Origin of the sequence: Mesobacillus sp. MER 48 (genome assembly GCF_023714225.1) — a bacterium.
Taxonomy (GTDB): Bacteria; Bacillota; Bacilli; order Bacillales; family Cytobacillaceae; genus Mesobacillus; species Mesobacillus oceanisediminis_A.
The window spans coordinates 640756-663079 of sequence record NZ_JAMAUR010000002.1 but is presented as its reverse complement, the minus strand read 5'-3'; the positions used below and the strand labels follow the sequence as shown (position 1 = coordinate 663079).

The following is a 22324-nucleotide window of genomic DNA, read 5'->3' as shown; positions in this document are numbered from 1 at the left end:
AACAACCACCTTAATTGGTGGCCTTCATTGTCGAAGATTGAACATAACGCTCGGCTTCCTCTATGCTTTCCTTTAACCAGATTGGTGCTTTTGAATTTGCATAAATTTCTTCTGCAGACATCCAATATACCGCCTCCACCTCATCCGGACTTTTTGCAAACGGTTCTCCTGTTTCAATGACACAATGGAACACCAGGTCGAGTACTTCTCTCCCGTCAGGCAGTACAAACGAGCTGCTTCGCAGATATTTCAAATTGCAATTAATTTCGATTCCGACTTCCTCAAATAGCTCCCTTTTCAAGGTCCGCTCAAGCAAGTCTTTAGAAAATCCTTCATTTTCTACTTTGCCGCCAACAAGTGATAATTGCCCTCCAGCGTGTTCTTCCTTTGTACTCCTCTCAATAATGAGCCATTTTCCCTCTCTGGATCGCACCTTCCACATTCAAAATAAACATTTTTGTCCTCCTCTTTAACAAATCATTCTTAATGCTTCAGACGCCCGTATCAAATGCGTTCTTTATGACTTTAGGCCTGTAACTTTTCCAAAATGGACAATAAAACATTATCTTCCAAAAAGTTACACATATTATTTACCATATAAATATACTGAAAATTCGATAAATTTACGCATGCTTTTCCACCATTAATACTTGTATAATAGTAATACATCCAGAGTTACCTAAGGTCGACCAACAAAAATCTGGACTTTAGGAGAGTGATCAATTTGTTAGAAAACATGATTTTCGCAATGGTCATTGGTGGATTTGTTGGACTGACGGCACATGTAAGAAAACGCGGCAAAATCATCATGCCAAGAAAAACAAAGAAATTTATCTACCTCGGTTTTCTTGAAGAAATCCTTACAGGTTCCTTAGCAGCAGCACTGTTGGTAGTCTCATCCGAGGCTGACTCAATGCTCCGGGTATTTTTAATGTCCATAATGGCTGGTTTCGGGGGGGATGCCTTACTAAGAGGACTGGAATTATTCCGAATAAGCAGCGGTAACAATGGCGGGGAGGATATTGGCAATGAAAAAACCAATACCTCGGCCTGAGAGAAAGAAGTTTGCTAACGCCACTGGTCAAGCAGCTTCCTGAGTGCTTGTTTTTTTTTGATAAAAATGAACTTGGGAAATATTAAACCACCCCTTTTATCCCCAAACATTTCTCTTCTAATAAAATTTCCTGTTAAATACCATGTTAAATCATAATTGGAATATGAATCTTCAGTTCAGGTACATCTGTTAAAGGATCAAAGCTTCCTGGATACTCTTCCAGATGCTCCAAATCATTTTGTATTAAGGTATAACCTTTTTCTTTTACCCAGGTATACAAAGTTGTATATGCTTCATGCACTGCTAATCCTTTATAATCTAAGCTGGCAAATGTATACGCCGGAACCGTAATGAGCTCCATTTCTTCAGGTATAGACTGAGCATCTTTCACTTCAAGGGCAAGATAGTATGTAAAGCCATGTTCTGTGTTGTGGTAAGATAGCCCAATAATGTTTTCAGGCTCGATAGCATTTTTAATCTGATTCTTTCTTTCAAGGAATTCGTGATGAAAAGTCTTAATTTCTCCTCTGGCTGCCTGTTCAAAAGTTCCGATCCATTTAACTCCCACAGCTTTAAATGATTCTTTTTTGACTACCATTGCTTGCATTTTATATAGTCTCCTTTTTCCATACATTTTTGCCATCAGCGAGGGAAAAGTAAAATTAAAACATTGAGGAGAAACATGATGGACCTTAAACTTTTCCAGCTGATCAACAGACTTTCCGGCCGTTATTCAACAGCGGATAAATTAATGATCCTTATTTCAAATCGTGTACGTTATGTTTATCTTTTTATCATTGTAGTGATGCTCTTCAAGAACAGATTCAACAAAAAAATTGCAATTGAAACGAGCCTTTCAGTGGCTGTTAGCTTGGCTGCCCAATTCTTCATCCACTTATTTTACTTTAAGCCACGCCCATTCATGAACAGGCGCGTTGGAATTCTTATTCCTTCAAAAATGGATTCTTCCTTTCCCAGCAAGCATACAATGCTCGCTTTCACCGCTTCTACCACTGTCCTTATGTTCCACCGGACCCTGGGGACAATCATGATGTGGCTGTCGGCTCTTACAGGTTTATCTAGAATCTGGGTAGGACACCATTACCCATCTGATATTATTGGAAGTGTGTTTCTTGGTTCATTAATCAGTGTTATGACAAGAATCTTTTCATTCAGTAAATTCGGAAACAAACCTGAGCCCAGCTAGTTACAGGAATTTCGCATAAGTTCAAGTAATTCTGGCCTGCGATTTATTAAAAATACATCTTCAATTGGCAAAGTTAGGTACCAGGATCGCTGAAAAGAACCACACAAAACCAGACGGTCATATAACAAAGCGATATTTAACCGGTTATTTTCACGAGTTGTTTTTACTGAGCCTGCCAGCTCCTTGTATAACTTGGTCATGGAATCCCCATCAAAGACACGTTCAACCGCTATTTTGCCAGCAAAACTTCTCCACCATACCAGGAAAGCCTTTGAGCTTTCCTCAAACCCAAACACTCCCGCAGCCGACTCTTGAAATAACCTTTGAAACAGAGCCTTCTCATCAGTTAGAATGCCATTATGGTCGAACCTCTTATTTAGGTTTTTTTGAAGCAAAGTTTCCCATACTTCCTTAAAGGCATCAACAAATTGAACATTACCCAGTAATCCCCATTTGCTCGAATCAACAAAAGGAAAAACCAGTCGACCCTCCTGATACCTATTCTGATTCAAATAGACATTCTGAAGAAAAACCATATAGTTTAAGGAATACGGAGCATTTACTTCTATTTCAAATCCATCTACTTGCATGTAATCACTATCCTTAAAGACTTATTGCCAATTAGCAATGCTTCTCAACTTTTACATTTCGATCCTTTTATTCTATCCAAAACCTTCTTACTACGTTGCCATCTTCCTCTGTAAAGCTGACATCCTCTACTCCGCCATTATTGATTATGGTTCTTGCGGATGCAATATTGACAGCATCACAAACGACAAGAACCTTCCCGATTCCCAATTCCTTCGTTTTTTCCAGTGAATAAGCAAGGATATTTGTCGCGTACCCTTTACGCCTTTCACTAGGGCGGATTCCATAGCCTATATGGCCGCCAATGTTGAATAGTTTCTCAGTAAGGCCATGCCTGATGTTGACTACACCCAATACTTTTTTGTTATCGTTTACCAGCCAGTATGTAGAGTCTTTAACCCAGCCTTTCGGAATGTTGACCCCTTTTTCATTATCCGACAAGAATTGGACCATGCCAGGAAAATCCGATGGGTCCCTTGCAATTACCCAGGGAATCATATCTTCTCCGCTTTCTTCCCACTCATGATAAAACTCAAGATACTCACTTTCCAAATCTTCTGTTGGCTTAATCAGATGAACTTTTTCTTCCATTAGCAAATATCCCCCTAGTTTTAACCCGCCCATTTTTTCTACCGAATATAACTAACATCAGCCCAATAGATAACCCAGCTGCTATAAAAAAGCCTATGGCATAAGAAGGAATACTAGCTTCCGGAACGCTGTCATTGATTTCGAAACCTAAGAAATGAATACCGATTCCAGCTCCATCAACATCAGTCCCTAGATTCCATAATTCCATCCCTTGTTTTAAAAACAATACAGAAACAACAATTAAAACGATTGACGCAAGCCAGTATTTCATCTTATTTTCTACTCCTTTTTAAAGCCACCATTTTCCCTGAGGAACCATGATAGTCTCCATTTTGAGTTTTTCGTGAAACCAGTCTCTAATCAACGTTTTCTTTACCAAGTATTCAGAAGCTGAGTGAGAGACGCCAATCAACGACATGTTGGATTCACTGACATAATCCATCATCTGCTGATATTTCCTTTTCCCGTAATCATTATCAATATGGCAATGGATTTCACCTGTGATATATGCCTGAGCTCCCCTTTTTTCGGCTTCCTTCATCCAGTCGACCTTGTCACCGCATCCCGCAACAATCGCTACTTTTGTAATTCGATCATGTTTCTTGCCTTCTAGATCGACATATGGGATCTCAAAAATCTGCTCTAGTTTAGTAACAAGACCATCGGTACTGATTTCGTTTATTTCACAAATAAACACCAGATCCTCCCCATTATTCCCTGGTAAAAACCCATCGATTCTCCTCCCGCCAATGGATTGCTGTATCGCTACACTAGTCCCCAATTCTCGGTGAAAATCCAATGGTTCATGAACTGTATATACGGATAGCTTTTTATCTATCATTCTATTCAAGAATTCTTCTTTTATTGGTACAAACCCGCGTCCCCATTCCCCATTGGGATCACCACACTCCATCAGGAGCGAGTGGTGCATGAAAAGCAGGTCTCCTTCTGTGCTGGTACGGATAAAATATTCAAGCACCTCATCGGTTGGAAACACAGCAAGGAATACCTTGCTTACTTCAGGCGCCCCTTTAATCATTAGCCCGTTAAAAAGCTCAGTATATCTCTTTTCAAAGACTTCCTGCCACTCAAATCCCATAGATTCATAGACAGCCGGGATGAACCTGCTAAAGCCCGGATCCTGGCCAAATGACTCCACATCGAACTCCCTATTTAAAGCAATCACTAACTCCTCCAGATTCAAAAAACCACTCCCCATTTGTTTCAATTTAAGGTCTTATTGATTATTACGGACACTTTTAACTTCGTTTCTCTCATTTTTGACTGTCATAGCCCTGTTGATGGACACTTTTGACTTCGTTTCTCTCCTTTTTGTCCGTCATAGCCCTGTTGATGGACACTTTTGACTTCGTTTCTCTCCTTTTTGTCCGTCATAGCCTCGGTGATGGACACTTTTGTCTCAGTTTCTCTCATTTTTGTCCGTCATAGCCCCGTTGACGGATACTTTTGACTTCGTTTCTCTCCTTTTTGTCCGTCATAGCCCAGTTGATGGACACTTTTGTCTTAGTCTCTTACATTTTTGACTGTCATTGAACATCTTTCTTCAGTCTATAGGCTGCCAGCTGTTCTCCCCAAGGAGCGACTTCTGTCTCAACAAAGCCCGCTTTCATATAGGTTGCTTTTGCACCTGCGTTTTCCTGGTTGTAGCCAATCATTATGAGCGGAATTCCAGCAGTGTTTTTCTTTTTAATCTCGTCAACGATCAATATAACAGCTTCCGTTCCCAGCCCTTTTTCCTGATGTGCCTTATCGATCATCAGCCGATATATCCAATAGTTATTGTCATCCGGGTCAATGCCGTACATCGCAAAGCCTACCATCTGCTCACCATCATAAATCCCGTAAGCTTAAAACTGGTCAAGGAACTTGACTTCAGCAATTGAAAACAGCTTTGAAGCCTTAAATGGCTTTTGCTCTTCTTTAACTTTTAACTGGATTGGCTCCTCCCAGTTGCCCTTTATTATTGGCTTTAAAATTAACATCCTAAAATACTCCTTTGTATCTATAAAAATATAAAACTTATCCGATGATAATCATGTTGATATTTTAGCTAATTTTACCATTAGTTGAAAAATTCTCAACCTTTTTGGGGGAGTTTTTTATCAAGGACTTTTTTCGCAATAATCAAATCATACTAACGAACATTTAAGAATAATAGAAAGGCTGTCATGAATCTTCATGGCAGCCTTTACACTTCATTATTCGAAACTATCCGCTTCTGCTGGCAGTTTCCTGACTTTCAACAAGTACTCCCTCATTTTCTGCTCATTCTCCCTTGGATACTGATACCCCAAACTCTCCCCGACTTCCTGGGCCAGACGGCTGAACAGGTCTGCAGTCCTGAAAAGGGCTGCCCAGTTTTCTTCAATCCCGGCTCCTGCATAAGTCCCCTCCAATTCTGACCATGTATCGGGATCCAGGTAACGTTTGAACCAGCGCCCGAACTTGTTGGGATTTATTGACCAATCATATTTGACCCCAAGATACCATTCAATTGCTGGCTGAAGGTAATCGAATCGGATCACATTGTCGAGCATGAATTTTGCAAAATACAGTTCATCACGCCAGAGACTGTTGGCTACGTATGCCGTATCTCCCCAAAAACTGTGGATGATCTCAGCATAGATTTCTTCCGAGGGCCTCTTTGTGATAAAAGCCTTATAGGAAGGAGCGGGCATTCTTTTAGTGTAATCATCCTTGTCCAATAGAACTTTATAGCCATTATCATATTTTGCCGGCAGCTCTTTAAGCTTTGTGAGGCTCTTTATGAAATCATTGGTTGATATCTGAAAATCGATTTTTGTGCCATCCTCGTAAAGGACTAGACGCGTACGCCAATTCCCGTCCTGCAAAACCACTTTCTTGATGAGCGTACCAAATTGATCGAGCCAGCCATCGTCACTCATAAAACCATCTAAATCATCCACAAATATTTCGAAATCATAGTCGGTAAATAAGTCTGTGAAAGCGTGCGGGTTGGCTCGGGAACTTGTCATAAGAACTGTGCGTATATGATCATTTCGCTGTGCCCAATCAACCAGCAGGCTCAACATTTCTTTTTCCTGTTTCATCTGCTAATTTCTCCCTTTCGAAACCACTTTACATAATAACTTTATGATTAACAAAGTTATCTGGATGCAACCAATCGCTATTCACTTCTCCGGCTCTCGTTGTCTTTACTCAACCGTTCAACTTCTTTTTCCAAAAAATCTAGCCGTCGATGGATTCGGTAAATTATCGGTAAATATCCAATAATGACAATAACCAACCAGCCCATTGATTTCCCCCTCTAAAAAATACTATTTATTATACTTCTTTTATAATTTGATTTATCCTTTAATTATAGAGAACAAGCTTTTAATTATTTGAATTCGCCACCCCATTTTGATACAGTTTTAAAAAGGAGTAGTTTTCCCTATATCTGTGTTGTTAATTACAGTAAAGTATATATTGAGGAGTGTACAAAGAAATGGAATCAACTTTTAACGAAAAAGATATAACCGATTTCATTAAAACAAATAGAGACCAGTTTGAAAAACAATTATTATCAGAAGCAGTGAATGTTGCTACTAAAATTCACGAAATCCTTCAAAAGGGAAATATTGACCTGTTAAAGAACGCTGAAAAGTTGATTGTCTACATAGTTGAGGAGCAAGAAGATGAACTGATCGCTTTTGCTGAACAAGAAGGGATCGCCTGGGCAGAACATTCTTTGACTGTTGCCTTCAAACTAGAATGGATTCAGGCCATCCGCCGGACGTTATGGCAATTTCTGAACCAGTATGACCAATTGCATAATAATGATACCGATCGCGAGGATTTTTTCCAGCTGGAGAAAAAGATCAATGACCAGGTAGACCAATTCTTGAATACCTTCTTCTTAACTTATACAAAGTACAAGGATGAACTGCTCAATTCACAGCGAAAATTGGTTGAACATCTCTCCGTTCCTATTATCCCTGTCAGCGCTACTGTTGCCGTACTTCCGCTAATCGGGATGATTGATGATTACAGAATGCAGATTATTGAAGAAAAGGTCCTGATGGATATATCCAGGCTAAAAGTCCAGACCTTGATCATGGACCTATCCGGAATTGCGGATATGGAAATGAACGTCATCGACCATTTCCAAAAAGTCTTGAATGGTGTTGCCATGATGGGCTCTAAGGCTGTCATAACCGGGATGCGCCCTGAGCTTGTAAGGAAAATGATCCATACTGGAATCAACCTGGATCAAAAAGCAGATACCAGGGGAACATTACAGCAGACTCTTAGGTCTTATCTAGATAGCGAACCAAAATAAAGACACTAAAAGCCCCTTTGTTTTTGACAAAGGGGCTAGCTTTTTATGATTAATGCACTCTCTGATCTAACTCAAGCAGAAGCTTATTATTTTCCTCAATATCGCTGTTGATGCCATCGATCTCTGAGGAGATATTCAATTCCTGTTGTTTAACTGAGCCAATTTTCCGCTGTTGGGCTTCTTCACGGTCAGTGATGTTTCGCAGACGGTCCGCCAGGGAGGTACTCTCGTCCTTAATGGACAGTATGCCAGACGAGATCGTTTCCAACTCTTTGTTTTGTGATTTTACCTTTGCGTCAATTTGCTGCATCAGCCCGTCAAAATCATTAAATGAAGAGAAACTTGAACTGATTTTATTTTCGATTTCTTCCAGTTGTGTGGAAATGTTTTGTGACGCATCTGAAGAAGCAGCTGCCAGTTTGCCAACTTCTTTTGCCACCACTGAAAAACCTTTCCCATGCTCCCCCGCTCTTGCCGCTTCAATGGAAGCATTCAAGGCAAGGATTTTTGTTTGGGCAGAAATTGAAGAAATAGTCGAGCTGATGCTTCCAATCGTTTGTGTCAAACCCACTAATTCCTTCAGCAATTCAGATGTTTGTTTCATATGGTCAGAGGCCTGTCTATTATCCTCTATGACAGCAACAGAGCCATCAACTACCTTATCAATTGCCTCACTGTATCGATTGATCTGTGTTTCCATTTGCTCAAATACAGAAAAGAATTGTGATAACGCCTCTTTATTCTGAGTTAGCTGATTTTCCAGTTCATGAATGGACGATAGATTGTGTTTGACACTGGTTTGAATTGTATGGGTAGATAATACAATATCCTGGAAGGTCTCCCTCATTGCTCCAACAAAAACAGCAGCGTTCCCGGTACCCTCCGGTTCCTCCCCGGCTTCGCCAGGAAGACGGAATTCATCCACTTTGCTGAAAATCTCTTCGAGCGCCGGGCGATCGAATTGCGAATCCCCGATATAGCTGTAACGGATGACATGATCTTCATCCAAAATATAGGTGCTTGGAATTGCAATCCTGAAACTATCCCATTTAATAGGGACAAATACTTCATATCTCTTAATGACTTGCCTGGATTCATCAGACAAAATCGGAATTTTTATTCCTTCTTTGTCTACATACGATTGGATTCCTTTTAAATTCTGGCCTGCAATACCCAATACTTGAAGCCCTTTTTCTTTTAGGAAATCATAATGTTCATTCAGCTGGACCAGCTGATTCCGGCAGTTCGGTCACCATGTGCCTCTTAAAAAGACAAGAATGACAGGCTGGCCGGAAAAATCAGATAAACTATATTTTGTATTATTTGTCCCCTGCAGCGTAAAATCCGGTGCTTGCTTGCCTACGTTCAATCCTTTATTGGCCAATATAATCTCTCCTCTATCTATATCATGCAAAAGCTTGGCTCACAGATTATTATCGGCCTAACTAGAACTTTGTTAAAGCTATAACTCTCTAAGAAGTCATATCATAAGGATTTCGCGGATATCATCCTCTGTCAGGGTCACTGAGGATTTTTCTTCAATGATTTCTTCGATCATATTTCGCTTTTTCTCCTGCAGCTCATTCATTTTCTCTTCAATCGTTCCTTTTGAGATTAATTTAATGACCTGAACTTTATTTTTCTGGCCCATACGGTGTGCCCGGTCAGCAGCCTGCTCTTCAACCGCTGGATTCCACCATAAATCATAAAGGATGACTGTATCGGCTCCAGTCAGATTCAAGCCCGTCCCTCCTGCTTTCAATGAAATCAGGAAAAAATCCCGCTCTCCGGCATTGAACTTTTCGCAAGTTTGTACCCGGTCTTCGGATGGCGTCTGTCCATCCAGGTAAAAGTAGGGAATGCCCTGATATGCTAACTCCCTCGCAATCATGCCAAGCATTTTAGTGAACTGTGAGAAGATCAATACCCTCCTGCCAGCATATCTGGATTCCTCGATTATTTTCTTCAATTGTTCAAACTTTGCAGAACTTCCCTTGTATCCATCGACAAACAGGCCCGGGTGGCAGCAAATTTGCCTGAGTCTGGTAAGTCCGGCGAGGATTTTAATCCGATTTTTTCTGATTGTGTTCTTATCAAGCTGCTTTAAGGTTTGATGACGAAGCTTGGCCAAATATGCTGCATAAAGCTTCTTTTGTTCAGGAAGCAATTCCACTCTATCAATGGATTCTATTTTTTCAGGCAGCTCTCCAAGTACCTCCTCTTTTACTCTCCGCAGCAAGAATGGCCGGATTCTTCGTGCGATTGTTTTGCTTGTCAGATGGCTGTATTCCTTTAATCCCTGGAACAGCTCCGGGAATACTACCCTGAAAATGGACCACAGTTCTTCTGTTGAGTTTTCAATCGGCGTTCCAGTCAAGGCAAATCGGTGCTCTGCCTGGATATTCATAACCGCCTTTGCCGTTTGCGTCAACGGATTCTTGAAGGCTTGTGCTTCATCGAAAAAGACAGTATGGAATTTTATTTTTTCATATAAGTGGATGTCTTGCCTTAACAGCATGTAAGAAGTGATGACGACATCCATTTCCGAAACAGCTGTTAATAGTCTGGCCCGTTCGTTTTTATTTCCGTCAATGATTACAGCATCTATTTCTGGTGTGAATTTCAAAAATTCACTCAGCCAGTTATAGACCAGTGATGAAGGACAAACAATCAGAATTGGCTGGTTCCTATCCCTTGCATCTGGGAGTTCTGAAGCTATATAAGTGATGCTTTGAAGCGTTTTCCCCAGCCCCATGTCATCAGCTAGGATGCCTCCAAAGCCATAACTTGCGATTGTCTTAAGCCACTGGTAGCCCTGCTTTTGGTATTCGCGCAAAACTGGCTCTAGTTTTTCAGGAATCACGTATTTAGCTTCTGACGGAAGGGTGATTTCCTCCAAAAATTGCCTGAAGGATTCTTCTGCAAGAATGACAGATTGATCATCGAATGAATCCAGCATCTGCATTCCCCGTATGATCGGCATGTTCAACCCTTTTTCCAGGTCCTCTGCCTGGATCGGCCCTGCTTTTAAGAAACGCTGGATTTCTTCCCATTCTCGTGTTTCAAGCGACATTAGCATCCCATTGCGCAAACGGAAGTATTTCTGCTTCTCTTCCAGTGCTTCAAGGATTTCCCGAATTTGCTTTTCGGCTATTCCATCCATTTCAAACTTGAACTCAAGCCAGTTTGTCCGTTCTTTTTTTACCTTCACACGGATTTGCGGTCTGGCCGGCTCCCTGAATATCCTGTTCCTGACCGCAGTCGTTGCATAGACCTGAACAAATTTCTGGAGTTTCGGCAGCACATGATACAGGAATTCATATTCGAGTTCTTCATTATGCAAAAAATAACCGCCATCCGTTTTGGCGAAAGAACTTTCGTCCAGTATATCAATGATCACATCTTCTTTTTCAACATCACGGATCAACAGCGAATTCACCCGGGGTTCCCTGTCCTCGAGCGGGTTGAATACAATATTGCCATATTGGAACTCCAGTCCTGCCAGCAATCGGTTATTGACCCTGTCAAGGTAAAGCTTCGCCGCCAAGGGGTCTGTCAGGAATTGCTTCGCCATGTCGCCATCGATTTGCACCTCGCCAATACGGCGCAGGCCGGGAACGACTTTTTCCACGAAGAATCCCATTTGATCCTGTAAAATTGGAATGCTGTCTGTCTTTGATTTCGCCAGCATATTTTTCAGTTCAAACAATCGGCTGAAATCCTCCGGGCTTAGTTCCACTAATTGGCTGTTGGACAAAACCACGTTATATTTATCGAAAACAGTCAAAGCATGGATGCCGACAATTTTCAAGGAATAGTCATTCGCTGTATTTTTTTCAAAATTGAATTCCAGCGGAAGCTTTTCGTTGCTAACAGTGAATTCTGTAATCTCGCCGCCACTTTCCAGTTTTGCATCTGGCACCTTCCTAAGCAGCTGCAGTATTTGCTGCCAAAATGATGGCGGTATGATCACTATCGAAGCATCGTCTCCTTTATTAATAGCCAAATCCGCATCCTGGACAATTTGAGTCAGCAGCATAATGACAGAATCCGTTTCATTTTGAAAGCAATGGAGCTGTGGATCGTATTGGAACAGAGGAGAAATCACTGCTGGCTCGCGTTGCGCTATACTCAATAAAAAGCTTGCCAGATCATCGACTTGGACTGGCCCCAGGCTGATGGAGACACCTAACAAATTCTCCTGGTTGCTTCCTGCCAGTGGCTTGATTACAAACTGAGTATTCAAGATTTTCCTCGTCTCAAAATGCAGCTGATGGCCGCTTTTCCTCCTGGGCTCTTCAGTGAAAATGGCCAGCATTCCATCAGCAAGTTCGTTTTTCGTTGGAATTATCCTGGTAGTACTTCCCCGCTTCTGTTGATCGAGAATCGCAATCAGGACAGATGCCACATGCTGGCACTCTTGTGTGACAGATGCAAGCTTCGGGCATGTGCACTCAGTCTGGAAATGTCCATCCCCGGTATTCATGACAGTGACATGGAAGTCATCTGCACCTGATACAATTGCTTCTGCACGATTGGCACTATAATCAGTAAACTTCACTTTATCCGCACGGTAAAACGCATCCCCGCGTTTGAAGGAAACAGTTCCACATAAATCTTTGATGAGTTTTTGATGCAGTTTGATTTCCATGCCTGCTTCCCTCCTGGCAGATGCGTTTATCAATAATTATTAGTGTAGACTTTATCACGGCATTTGTTAAGCAGGAATATAAAAAGCATGGAGGATTCTCCATGCTCACAAGGTTTAATTAGGCAGATTCAATTGCCAGGAGACGCCAAACCTGTCAACTGTCCAGGCGAATTTTTTACTGAAGGAATAATCCCCTAAGGGCATTAATACTGAACCTGCTTCAGACAGTTTTTCAAACAAATGGTCAATTTCATCTTCAGAACTGCAGGTAAGGTAGATTGAAAAAGATGGAGTAAACGTGAATTCATGATGTATATTGCTGTCGATGCACATGAATTCCTGCCCTTTTAAGGTAAAGGTCGCCAGAATGACGCTCCCTTCCTGTCCGGGCCCATCTGGTCCATACCTTGATATGGAGGTGATTTTGGAATCTTCGATAAGCGAAGTATAATACTTCATTGCCTCCTCTGCATTACCCTCGAACATCAAAAACGGGGTTGCTTTTTCCATGTGATTGCCTCCTATTCTTCATCAGATTCCACAAAGTTTTTCAGTGCCGATAATTTGTTATCCCAATAGATTTCGAAAAAGGATAGCCATTCCTGTAATTCACGGAGCGGTTCCGGCTGCAATAGGTAACGTGTTTCCCGTCCAATTTTCCTGCTGGTGACGAGCCCCGCTTCTGATAACACAAATAAATGCTTATTGACGGCAGTCCTGGTTATCGGGAATCTTTCAGTTATGGAGGCGATCGGCATCTCCTTATCGGCAAGAAGCTTTAAAATTTTTCGGCGAGTCGGATCCGCGACAGCCTGGAACACATCATGTCTCGCTTGAGAAGCTGGCATGTTAACCCTCGATATAGGAAGGAAGTGCTTCTTTGACGATCTTATCCCAGCCATTATCCATGATACCCTGGACAATTGTGTGTGGCTGGCCGAATTCAGTAACCTTTTCAGGATCCCAGCCGGAGTGGATTAATGTAAATTCAGTCTTGCCATCAAGATCGCTTAACTCAAATACAAGATGCCAATCCTTTCCCCAGTCAAAACCAAGTCGATTTGGCGGATCCAATTCTGTCACCTTGCATGGCGAATCACCAAAAGGCCCAGCGTGCAGAATGAACTCCCTGCCAAGTTCTGCTTCGAACGTATTCGGCATCCACCATGCGGCTATTCCTTCCGAAGTGGCAACTGCTTTCCACACTTTTTCAATTGGTGCATTCAATAAGATTGTTTTGCGTATTTCAGGTTGTATAGTCATGGTTTGACCTCCAATGTTTTTATAACACCTTTTTGTGTCACTTTATAATTTATAACACCATATAGTGTTATGTCAACCAAAAAACCAGATACTTGATCAGTACCTGGTTAGATTTCAATGATAATCGGCAGGATCATCGGCTTCCTTCTTGTCTGCTGGAAAATATGCTGGCCAACCGCTTTTTTGATTCCCTGCTTGATGACATTCCAGCGGTGAACATTATCCTCCTGCAGTTCAGTTACAGTCTTCGTAACGAGATTATTCACATCACGCATCAGGTCCTCCGAGTTTTTCACAAACACAAAGCCTCGCGAAATGGTATCAGGCCCCGAGATTATTTTCCGTTCGGCCTTGCTCAAAGTCAGGACAATCACCAGCATGCCATCCTCGGAAAGCTGCTTGCGGTCCCTGAGCACGATTTCGCCAACATCCCCGACACTGACACCATCCACATAGGTATCACCAGCCGGAATATTCCGCGTCTGGCGTGCTTCACCATTTTCAATGTCAACGATATCCCCATTTTTGATAATGAACGTATGCCCTTGTTCCACTCCCACCGATTCTGCCAATAAACGGTGATGGTGAAGCATCCGGTATTCTCCATGAATCGGGATAAAATATTTCGGTTTCATCAATGTAAGCATCAGCTTGAGGTCTTCCTGATAGCCATGCCCTGAAACATGCATGCCCGTTGTACTGCCTGAGCCGTAAATGACTTTCGCACCGAGCCTGAATAAATTGTCGATGATCTTCGATACATCTTTTTCATTCCCTGGAATCGGGGATGCCGCCATGATGACCGTATCTCCTGGGTATATGTTGACATCACGGTAATTTCCTGTGGAGAGCCGGGATAGTGCCGCCATCGGTTCCCCCTGGCTGCCTGTACAAAGAATGGCCACCTTGCCCGGGTCCAACTGGTCGACAGCTTGCGGCTGTATCAGCATTCCTTCCGGGACATTCAAGTATCCTCGTTCTATCGCAACATCCACAACATTCACCATGCTCCTGCCAAGCAAGACAAGCTTCCTGTCTGTTTTGATTGCTGCTTCGACAACCTGCTGTACCCTGTTCACATTCGAGGCGAAAGTAGAAACAAAAATTTTGCCTTCCGCCTTCATGAACGCCTCTTCCAAATGGCCGGCAACCATCCGTTCAGATGGTGTCAATCCTGTCCGTTCTGCATTTGTGCTCTCAGAAAGCAAGGCCAAAACACCATCTGTCCCGATCCTCGCCATTTTATGGATTTCCGATTGTTCATCATTCGCAGGGGTAAGGTCGAATTTGAAGTCTCCTGTATGGACGACATTCCCTTCAGGAGTGTGGAAAACAATCCCGAGGCAATCCGGTATGCTGTGGCTCACTTTGAAAAAGGAAACCTTGACCTTGCCGAAATCCAGTTCTGAATCTGAATTGATTTTCTTCAGTTCCGTACCTCTTAATTGCTTGTGGTCACTCAGTTTCAACTCGATTAATCCAAGCGTGAAATCTGTCGCATATACAGGCGCCTTAAGCTTTTTGAAAAAATAAGGAACACCGCCAATATGATCCTCATGTCCATGAGTCACAATCAACCCGCGGATTTTTTCCCGATTTTCCTCCAAATAAGTCATTTCAGGGATGATCAAATCTATTCCGAGCAAACTCTCATCAGGAAACTTGCCTCCGCAATCAATCACAAAAATATCGTCCTCATATTGGACAACATACATATTCTTGCCGATTTCATTGATGCCGCCCAGGGCAAAGATAGATAAAGTCACATTATATCCTCCTAAACGTAATCGATTTTGATAGTATTGCCCATTGTTTTTCCGATTATTTCGTCTTGAAGTTTCTTTACCCTTTTACAGAAGGTGAATATGCTTGTTGGCGAAAATATAACTTTTAATGGCTGAGTTCAAAATTTTATTGTTGATATTCATCTGTTCATTAGCTTTTTCGGAAAAAATATATGTATTTTCGCAAAAAAATGAATTTATTCGCAAAATCGATCTCTTTATTCGCAAACTGGAAAAAAACATTGATTTTTCCCATTTTTTATATAAAAAGACCAACTCGCTTTTACACGAATTGGTCCTCATTCTTATTTTTCGATCCATGTATACATATACTGATCGTCCTCAATCTCTTTAGCTTTTTTAACGGTCTTCAGCGGACGGAAGGTATCAATCATGACGGCAAGCTCAAGTGTCTCTTTCTTGCCGATGCTTGCTTCCGTCTTACCCGGATGCGGTCCATGCGGGATTCCGCTTGGGTGTAAAGTAATCGAACCTTCCTTGATGCCTTTCCGGCTCATGAAGTTTCCTTCCACGTAGTACAGCAACTCATCGCTGTTGACGTTGCTATGGTAGTAAGGCGCCGGAATCGCTTCAGGATGGTAATCATAAAGCCTCGGCACAAACGAACAAACTACATAGTTATATCCTTCGAATGTCTGATGGACCGGAGGCGGCTGGTGGATCCGGCCTGTGATCGGCTCGAAGTCCTCGATATTGAAGGCCCACGGGTACAGATATCCATCCCAGCCGACGACATCAAGCGGATGATGGTTCAGCACATGGCGGTGAAGATGCCCGCGCGTCTTTGTAATAACCTCGTGTTCTCCTTTTTCAGAGACCGTTTCCAAAGTCTCTGGTCCGCGGATATCACGCTCGCAGAATGGGCTGTGCTCAAGCAGCTGGCCATATTCGTTGCGATAGCGGCGCGGTGTGGTAATCTGGCTGAACGATTCCACAATCAGCGCTTTCGTCATTTCTGAACCGTCAGGCACCACCCTGTAAATCGTGCCAATCGGAATCACTACATAATCTCCCGGCTGATAATTCAAAGTCCCAAACATCGTTTCAATCTTACCTGATCCATGGTGGAAAAAGAACATTTCATCTCCATCGCCATTTCGGTAAAATTGTTTCATTGGTTCATCAATATTGGCAAAACCAATGAGCAGATCGTCATTGCCAAGTATATATTCTCTTCCGCTTAGGGCGTCACCTGTTGCCTTAATCTGGTCAGTCAGAAAATGCCTGTGGTTCAGCGATCCCTGCTCCTCATATTCAGGCAAATAACTGCCAATCAATTCGCTTTTTACTACTTCAGTAGGCATATGGTGGTGATAAAGGATCGACTGAGTACCGGAAAAGCCCTTCGTTCCCATTACCTGCTCACGGAATAGCGAACCATCCTCTTTTTTAAAAATGGTATGGCGTTTCTTCGGGATTTCTCCCATCTGACGGTAGTACATGAATCCACCTTCTTTCTAGTCTTCAATAATTTTATTTTTAAGGGCACCCAGTCCCTCAATCTCAAGTTCGACTTCATCGCCAGGCTCCAGCCAGCGGTGCACGTCACTGCCAAGCTCGAGTATGCAGCCTGTTCCGACAGTGCCTGAGCCAATCACTTCACCCGGGTACAGCGTCGTCCCCGCCGAAGCACGTTCAATCATCTCTCCAAAGGAATAATAAAGATCCTTCATATTGCCAGAAGAGAGCTCTCTGCCATTCACTCTTGCTTTCATTTGCAGGTCATATCCTTTGCCGGCTTTACGTGATTCCAGCTCATCCTTTGTAACTAGATATGGACCGAAGGATGTGGCAAAATCCTTTCCTTTTGCCGGACCAAGTCCGACCTTCATTTCCTTCCTCTGAAGGTCTCGCGCACTCCAGTCATTCATGACCATAAAACCAAAAATATGCTGTTCGGCATCTTCGGCTTTTATGTTGCTGCCTTCTTTTCCGATGACACAGGCGATTTCAAGCTCGTAATCCAGCCACTCGCATGTGCGCGGCCGCCTGATTTCTTCTTCAGGATCCTTGATTGCGAGATGGTTGGTAAAATAAAACACGGGGATCTCATACCATTCCGGAATCATCTCAAATCCTCGGTTCTCCCGGGCAGTTTTTACATGCTGTTCAAAGGCGTAGAAATCACGGACGCTCTTCGGGTTATGCAGCGGCGCTTTCAACCTGACTTCTTTCAGCAGATATGTTCCCGTTTCGCTGTCCAATAGTGCTTGATCCTGTTTGATATATTCCAAATGTTCTTCATGATTATCAAGGAATGACAGCATATTGTCCGGCAAATGCCCATTGGTTGCTTCATGCATATCGACGGCTTCATTGCGTGAATTAATCCAGCCGGCACGGATGGAACCATCTTTTTTCAAAAACGTTATGAATTTCATGTCATCACCTATTTCCTTTGCAGCTCAAAGGTCCTGGCAAGCGGCAGCGTGTACGTTGCGCCAGCCAGCCTGCCGACCGGGTTCAGCTTTTCTGAATTGATCCTGCCATTTTCATATAAATCATCGTCGACATGTACATGAACGACTTTTCCGATTACAAGGCTGCCGGCACCAGCTTCGTCCTGCCCGAAATGGAGGACCTGATTAAGTTCACACTCAAGGTGTACCCTGGACTCCCGGACCCTCGGGGGTTTAACAACGGCACTTTCTGTCTTTGTCAGACCAGAGGCCTCAAACTCATCAACATCAGATGGGAATTCAGTTGCGCAATCATTCATTTGTTGGATGAAATCCTCACTGACAATATTGATGACAAACTGTTTCGTTGCTTCAATATTGTTCAATGTATCCTTCTTCGCTCCATCCGTCCCTCGCCTCATCGGAGAAAAGCAGACCATCATCGGATTGGCGCTGATGACGGTGAAAAAACTGAAAGGCGCCAGATTGGTAGTTCCGTTTTCATCCTGGCTTGAGACGAATGCGATTGGGCGAGGCAGCACCGAACCCTGCAAAAGTTTATATGCGTCTTTCCATTCGAGACTGTCTGTTTTGATTTCCAACTCCTACACCGCCCTTTCGTGAAAATGCTGGCTGACGACGTGCAGGATGAATTCATGATCCTCACGGGTGCCAAGTGTGATCCTGAACGCTTCCTTATAGCCAGGAAGCTGCATCTGGCGGACAAGGACACCGTTCTCTGTCAGTGTCTGGATGACGGGAGTGTTCGTGTAAGCAAAAAGGAAATTGGATTGTGAAGGGAAACTCTGAATCTCCAACTCCCTGAACTTTTTACGGAGGAATTCCCGTTCTGCACTATTTTTTGCTGCGCAATCCTTTACGAAGTCCGTATCCCCAATTGCTGCCATGGCCGCAGCCTGCGCCAGCTGGTTCACATTGAATACATCCCTGACTTTATGAAGCTCTTTTGCGATTTCCGGATGCATGATTCCATAGCCTATCCTCAGGCTAGCAAGACCATAGATTTTCGAAAAAGTCCTTAAGATGGCGAGATTTTCATACTGATCAAGCAGAGGCATCGAATCCAGAAAGTCCTCGGAATCGGTGTATTCAAAGTATGCTTCATCCATTACGACCAGTACTTTTGATGGCACATTGCCGATAAAAGAAAGCAGCTCCTGTTTCGCAACAATCGTACCTGTCGGATTGTTTGGATTGCAGACAAATACCAGCTTCGTTTTTTCAGTGATGGCTTCAAGCATTGCATTCAGGTCATGCCGTCCTTCAATCATCGGAACAGTGACCGCTTTTCCGCCTTCTATAAGGACATTCGTTTTATAGCGTGGAAACGTTACTTCTGCCATAACCGCTTCATCATTTTTATCGATATAGGCTCGTGTCAGCAGCCGGATGATTTCCTCTGATCCATTAGAAACCAGAAAGTGCTCCGGTTCCAATCCATAATGTGCTGACAGCTTTTCGGTGATGCCTGAAGTCATTCCGTCTGGATAAAATGCCAGATTCCCAGATGCCTGCAGGATCGCTTCTCGCACCTTTGGTGAAGTCCCATAAACATTTTCGTTATCAGATAGTTTCCTTACTGTTGTAAGCTTGTATTGTTCTTTGATTTCCTCAATTGTCTGGCCGAGGGCATATGGTGTGATCCCTTCAAGTTCTGCTCTAGCATTTACCTTCATGTTCATCCCCCATTTTTCAATTCGCCGTTTATGACAAAAGGGAGCAATCCGCCCCCTTTTATCCCGGTCTTTATAGGTTGCCGCGTCGTTCCTGTTCACGTTCAATCGATTCGAATAGTGCCTTGAAGTTGCCTTCTCCAAACCCTCTCGCGCCTTTACGCTGGATGATTTCGATGAAAAGAGTCGGGCGGTCGACGATTGGCTTCGTGAAGATTTGCAGCAGATAGCCCTCATCATCACGGTCTACTAAAATACTAAGCTCTTTCAGCTTCTCGATTTCTTCGTCAATTTCACCAACACGCTCTGACAGCATTTCATAGTAAGAATCAGGAGTGTTTAGGAACTCAACGCCGTTTTCACGCAATTGTGATACCGTGCTGACAATGTCTTCTGTTAAAATCGCAAGGTGCTGGACGCCAGGACCATTGTAAAATTCAAGGTATTCCTGGATCTGTGATTTGCGCTTTCCTTCAGCCGGCTCATTAATCGGGAATTTAATCCGGCCTCCATTATGCATAACCTTGGACATTAGCGCTGAATACTCAGTCACAATGTCCTTATCTGTGAAGTGCTTCATTTCCTTGAAGCCCATGACGTTCGCGTAATAATTCACCCATTCTTCCATTCTCTCAACATTGCCGACAACATGGTCGATGCCGATGAAACCTGCGTCATTGACCGGAACTGTTGTTGTATGCTCAACAAATCCTGGCATGAAAAGACCTTTATAATTCTTCCGCTCAACCAGTGTATGGATGGTATCACCGTATGTACCGATGACCGCCTTTTTCAAGACACCATTTTCATCCGAGACCTCATGCGGCGGCTGGATTTCGATTGCTCCGCGGCTGACCGCTCCCTCGTAGGCCTTCTCGACATCATCCACTGCCAGTGCGATATCCTTCACGCCATCTCCGTGCGTTTTCACAAACTGTGCTACACGGGATGAGTCATTATAAGTTCCAGTTACCACAAGACGGATTTTGCGCTGTTGCAGCACATAGGACGTCGTTTCCCGGTTACCTGTTTCAAGTCCTGAATAAGCGACTACTTTAAAGCCAAAAGCTGTCTGGAAAAAATGTGAGGCCTGCTTGGCATTGCCTACATATAGTTCCAAATAATCTACATCCTGTACCGGAAAAAAATCTTCTGTTGTCTGGCCAGATACCATTACCTTCTCTTGCATCATAAAACCTCCTGTTAAAAATATTTAAAATATTTAAAATAATTTTATAGTAATTCTATCTGCTCTCTCAAGAGCGCGATGTAAAGCTATAATGCTTTTATGTGGTGAAGAATTCTGATTGGATTACTTCAATTCAAGAAGCATCATCTTCGGATTCTCGATTAACTGGGCGAAGCGGTTTGTAAATGCTACTGCTGTTGCACCATCGGCTACCCGGTGGTCAAAAGCCATCGACAGATTCATGATCGATCGGATCGCAATTTCATCTTGTTCCGTCACGACGGGACGTTTCTTTGTTTTATGGAAAGAAACAAGCGCTGTCTGCGGGTGCTGGATGATTGGGGTTGCGCCGATGCTGCCGCCGAGCGGTCCAACATTGCTCACCGTGAATGTACCGCCTGAGATATCTTTGACCTTGAGCTTGTCATCCAGGGCAAGCTTTGTCAGCTGCTTCATCTCTTCATGAATTTGTTTCAGGTTCTTCTTCTCGACATTCCTGATGACCGGGACAATCAGTCCTTCTGGAGTGTCCACGGCAATCCCGATATGATGTTCACGAAGCAGCTGGATGCTTTCATTTTCTTCATCCAGCTTTGCATTGAACACCGGGAATTCTTTCAGCCCGATCGAAAGGGCTTTTATAAAGAAGGCAGTCGCTGAGATGGAATTTCCTGATGCCTTGATCTCTTCCCTTAATGTAATCAATTCACTGACATCCACTTCCTCGAAATGGGTGCAATGCGGAATGGTATACAGAGACTGAACCATCTTTTTCGCAATCTGCTTTCTGCGTCCCCGGAAGGGCAGTATATCTCCGGAAGTTTCCGCAGTATCATTCTGTACATCTTCGGTATATGCTTTTTCAGTCGCAGCCAGGTGTTCAGAATGGAGTCTGCCGGTTTCTTCAGAACTACCTTCCGAAAACTTCACAGCCCGTCTTTCGGAACCTGATTCCGAAACACTCGGAGCCACCTGTTCGGAACCCGATTGTGAAACCTTCGCAACCTGCAGTTCGGAACCAGCTTCCGAACCATTCACAGGCTTGCTGTCTCGTAAACTGGCAAAAGCCAATACATCCTGGTCTGTGATCCGCCCAGCCGGTCCAGTACCTATGACCTCCATAATATTCACACCATTTTCCCGGGCGATTTTCCTTGTATATGGAGAAGCAAGAATCCTTCCAAGACGAACACTGACACCAACGGGTACAGCAGGCTCTGCAGGTCTGCCAAGAACTTCTACTGCTTCTGCAGGCTTTGTTTCCTCATCCCCAGCTTCCCTGACTTCTTGCAGCCCAACATTTGCTCCCAATCCGGATTGGTCTTCAATAATCAACAGTGACGATCCTACTTTTACCGTTTGCCCTTGTTTCAACAATAATTCTTTTACAACACCGGAACAGGGGGCCGGAATCTCAGCGGTCATCTTGTCGGTCTGGACTTCAACCAATGGATCATCGGCCTTGACTAAGTCGCCAGGCTTCACCAGGTAACAATTGATGTCCGCTTCGGTCATCCCTTCCCCAATGTCGTGGAGTTTTACTTCAACCATCGGCAAGC

21 protein-coding genes and 2 pseudogenes are annotated in these 22324 nt (G+C 43.3%); 3 read left to right on the top strand and 20 right to left on the bottom strand.

All coding sequences use genetic code 11. From position 1 onward, the window contains the following. Positions 1–10: 10 nt before the first annotated feature. A pseudogene (locus M3593_RS09495) lies at positions 11–455 on the bottom strand (NUDIX hydrolase). Between the two features lie 269 nt (positions 456–724). Between M3593_RS09495 and M3593_RS09490 the strand changes: the two are divergent. Beyond that, complete coding sequence (locus tag M3593_RS09490) at positions 725–1054, top strand: DUF4257 domain-containing protein (protein ID WP_144475998.1); 330 nt, start codon at positions 725–727, stop codon at positions 1052–1054. Positions 1055–1199: 145 nt separating this feature from the next. Here M3593_RS09490 and M3593_RS09485 read toward each other — a convergent pair whose 3' ends face one another. Then, the gene (locus M3593_RS09485) at positions 1200–1661 is read right to left on the bottom strand and encodes a GyrI-like domain-containing protein (protein ID WP_251541824.1); all 462 of its coding nucleotides are present in this window, start codon (positions 1659–1661) and stop codon (positions 1200–1202) included. A 75-nt stretch (positions 1662–1736) separates the two neighbouring features. Between M3593_RS09485 and M3593_RS09480 the strand changes: the two genes are divergently transcribed. Further along, positions 1737–2261, top strand: coding sequence for an undecaprenyl-diphosphatase (locus M3593_RS09480; RefSeq protein ID WP_353056083.1), 525 nt, complete (start codon positions 1737–1739; stop codon positions 2259–2261). Here the strand turns inward: M3593_RS09480 and M3593_RS09475 are convergent. From M3593_RS09475 to M3593_RS09450, 6 genes and pseudogenes are all read right to left on the bottom strand, one after another. Next, positions 2258–2851, bottom strand: coding sequence for a hypothetical protein (locus M3593_RS09475; RefSeq protein ID WP_251541826.1), 594 nt, complete (start codon positions 2849–2851; stop codon positions 2258–2260). The two genes, M3593_RS09480 and M3593_RS09475, sit on opposite strands and share 4 nt — an antisense overlap. A gap of 67 nt (positions 2852–2918) precedes the next feature. Further along, on the bottom strand, positions 2919–3440 hold the full coding sequence (locus tag M3593_RS09470) for a GNAT family N-acetyltransferase (protein WP_251541827.1): 522 nt from the start codon (positions 3438–3440) through the stop codon (positions 2919–2921). Beyond that, complete coding sequence (locus M3593_RS09465; protein WP_251541829.1) at positions 3415–3711, bottom strand: hypothetical protein; 297 nt, start codon at positions 3709–3711, stop codon at positions 3415–3417. Before M3593_RS09465 ends, M3593_RS09470 begins: the two co-directional genes overlap by 26 nt. 18 nt (positions 3712–3729) lie before the next feature. Then, a complete protein-coding gene (locus M3593_RS09460; protein ID WP_251542335.1) occupies positions 3730–4659 on the bottom strand; it encodes a Nif3-like dinuclear metal center hexameric protein in 930 nt (309 codons plus the stop codon). Between the two features lie 328 nt (positions 4660–4987). Continuing rightward, positions 4988–5443, bottom strand: a pseudogene (locus M3593_RS09455) (GNAT family N-acetyltransferase). A gap of 216 nt (positions 5444–5659) precedes the next feature. Beyond that, positions 5660–6532 carry an aminoglycoside 6-adenylyltransferase gene (locus tag M3593_RS09450; protein ID WP_251541831.1) on the bottom strand — a complete coding sequence of 291 codons (873 nt, stop codon included), beginning with the start codon at positions 6530–6532 and terminating at the stop codon, positions 5660–5662. A 398-nt stretch (positions 6533–6930) separates the two neighbouring features. Here M3593_RS09450 and M3593_RS09445 point away from each other — a divergent pair, with 398 nt between their 5' ends. Beyond that, positions 6931–7764 (top strand): STAS domain-containing protein, encoded by an 834-nt coding sequence (locus M3593_RS09445; RefSeq protein WP_144476006.1) that lies wholly within the window; start codon positions 6931–6933, stop codon positions 7762–7764. A 49-nt stretch (positions 7765–7813) separates the two neighbouring features. Here the strand turns inward: M3593_RS09445 and M3593_RS09440 are convergent, their stop codons facing one another. The 12 genes from M3593_RS09440 to M3593_RS09385 all read right to left on the bottom strand — a co-directional run bounded on the left by M3593_RS09440 (position 7814) and on the right by M3593_RS09385 (position 22316). Then, complete coding sequence (locus tag M3593_RS09440) at positions 7814–9133, bottom strand: redoxin domain-containing protein (protein ID WP_251542336.1); 1320 nt, start codon at positions 9131–9133, stop codon at positions 7814–7816. 111 nt (positions 9134–9244) lie between these two features. After that, on the bottom strand, positions 9245–12415 hold the full coding sequence (locus tag M3593_RS09435; protein ID WP_251541833.1) for a DEAD/DEAH box helicase: 3171 nt from the start codon (positions 12413–12415) through the stop codon (positions 9245–9247). A gap of 114 nt (positions 12416–12529) precedes the next feature. Further along, a complete protein-coding gene (locus tag M3593_RS09430; RefSeq protein ID WP_251541835.1) occupies positions 12530–12925 on the bottom strand; it encodes a VOC family protein in 396 nt (131 codons plus the stop codon). 11 nt (positions 12926–12936) lie between these two features. Next, complete coding sequence (locus M3593_RS09425) at positions 12937–13263, bottom strand: ArsR/SmtB family transcription factor (protein ID WP_251541844.1); 327 nt, start codon at positions 13261–13263, stop codon at positions 12937–12939. Position 13264: 1 nt separating this feature from the next. Continuing rightward, a complete protein-coding gene (locus tag M3593_RS09420; protein ID WP_144476012.1) occupies positions 13265–13678 on the bottom strand; it encodes an SRPBCC family protein in 414 nt (137 codons plus the stop codon). Between the two features lie 107 nt (positions 13679–13785). Then, entirely contained in the window at positions 13786–15393 is a 1608-nt protein-coding gene (locus tag M3593_RS09415; protein WP_251542337.1) for a ribonuclease J, read from the bottom strand. Positions 15394–15767: 374 nt separating this feature from the next. Continuing rightward, positions 15768–16925 (bottom strand): homogentisate 1,2-dioxygenase, encoded by a 1158-nt coding sequence (locus M3593_RS09410; RefSeq protein WP_251541846.1) that lies wholly within the window; start codon positions 16923–16925, stop codon positions 15768–15770. 15 nt (positions 16926–16940) lie between these two features. Then, positions 16941–17864 (bottom strand): fumarylacetoacetate hydrolase family protein, encoded by a 924-nt coding sequence (locus tag M3593_RS09405; RefSeq protein ID WP_251541848.1) that lies wholly within the window; start codon positions 17862–17864, stop codon positions 16941–16943. A gap of 8 nt (positions 17865–17872) precedes the next feature. Continuing rightward, complete coding sequence (locus M3593_RS09400; RefSeq protein WP_251541850.1) at positions 17873–18484, bottom strand: flavin reductase family protein; 612 nt, start codon at positions 18482–18484, stop codon at positions 17873–17875. A 3-nt stretch (positions 18485–18487) separates the two neighbouring features. After that, positions 18488–19579: a histidinol-phosphate transaminase gene (gene hisC, locus M3593_RS09395; protein WP_251541851.1), complete on the bottom strand. Its 1092-nt coding sequence runs from the start codon at positions 19577–19579 to the stop codon at positions 18488–18490. 70 nt (positions 19580–19649) lie between these two features. Next, positions 19650–20768, bottom strand: coding sequence for a 4-hydroxyphenylpyruvate dioxygenase (hppD, locus tag M3593_RS09390; RefSeq protein WP_483308912.1), 1119 nt, complete (start codon positions 20766–20768; stop codon positions 19650–19652). Between the two features lie 120 nt (positions 20769–20888). Then, positions 20889–22316: a dihydrolipoamide acetyltransferase family protein gene (locus M3593_RS09385; RefSeq protein ID WP_251541853.1), complete on the bottom strand. Its 1428-nt coding sequence runs from the start codon at positions 22314–22316 to the stop codon at positions 20889–20891. Positions 22317–22324: the final 8 nt, after the last annotated feature.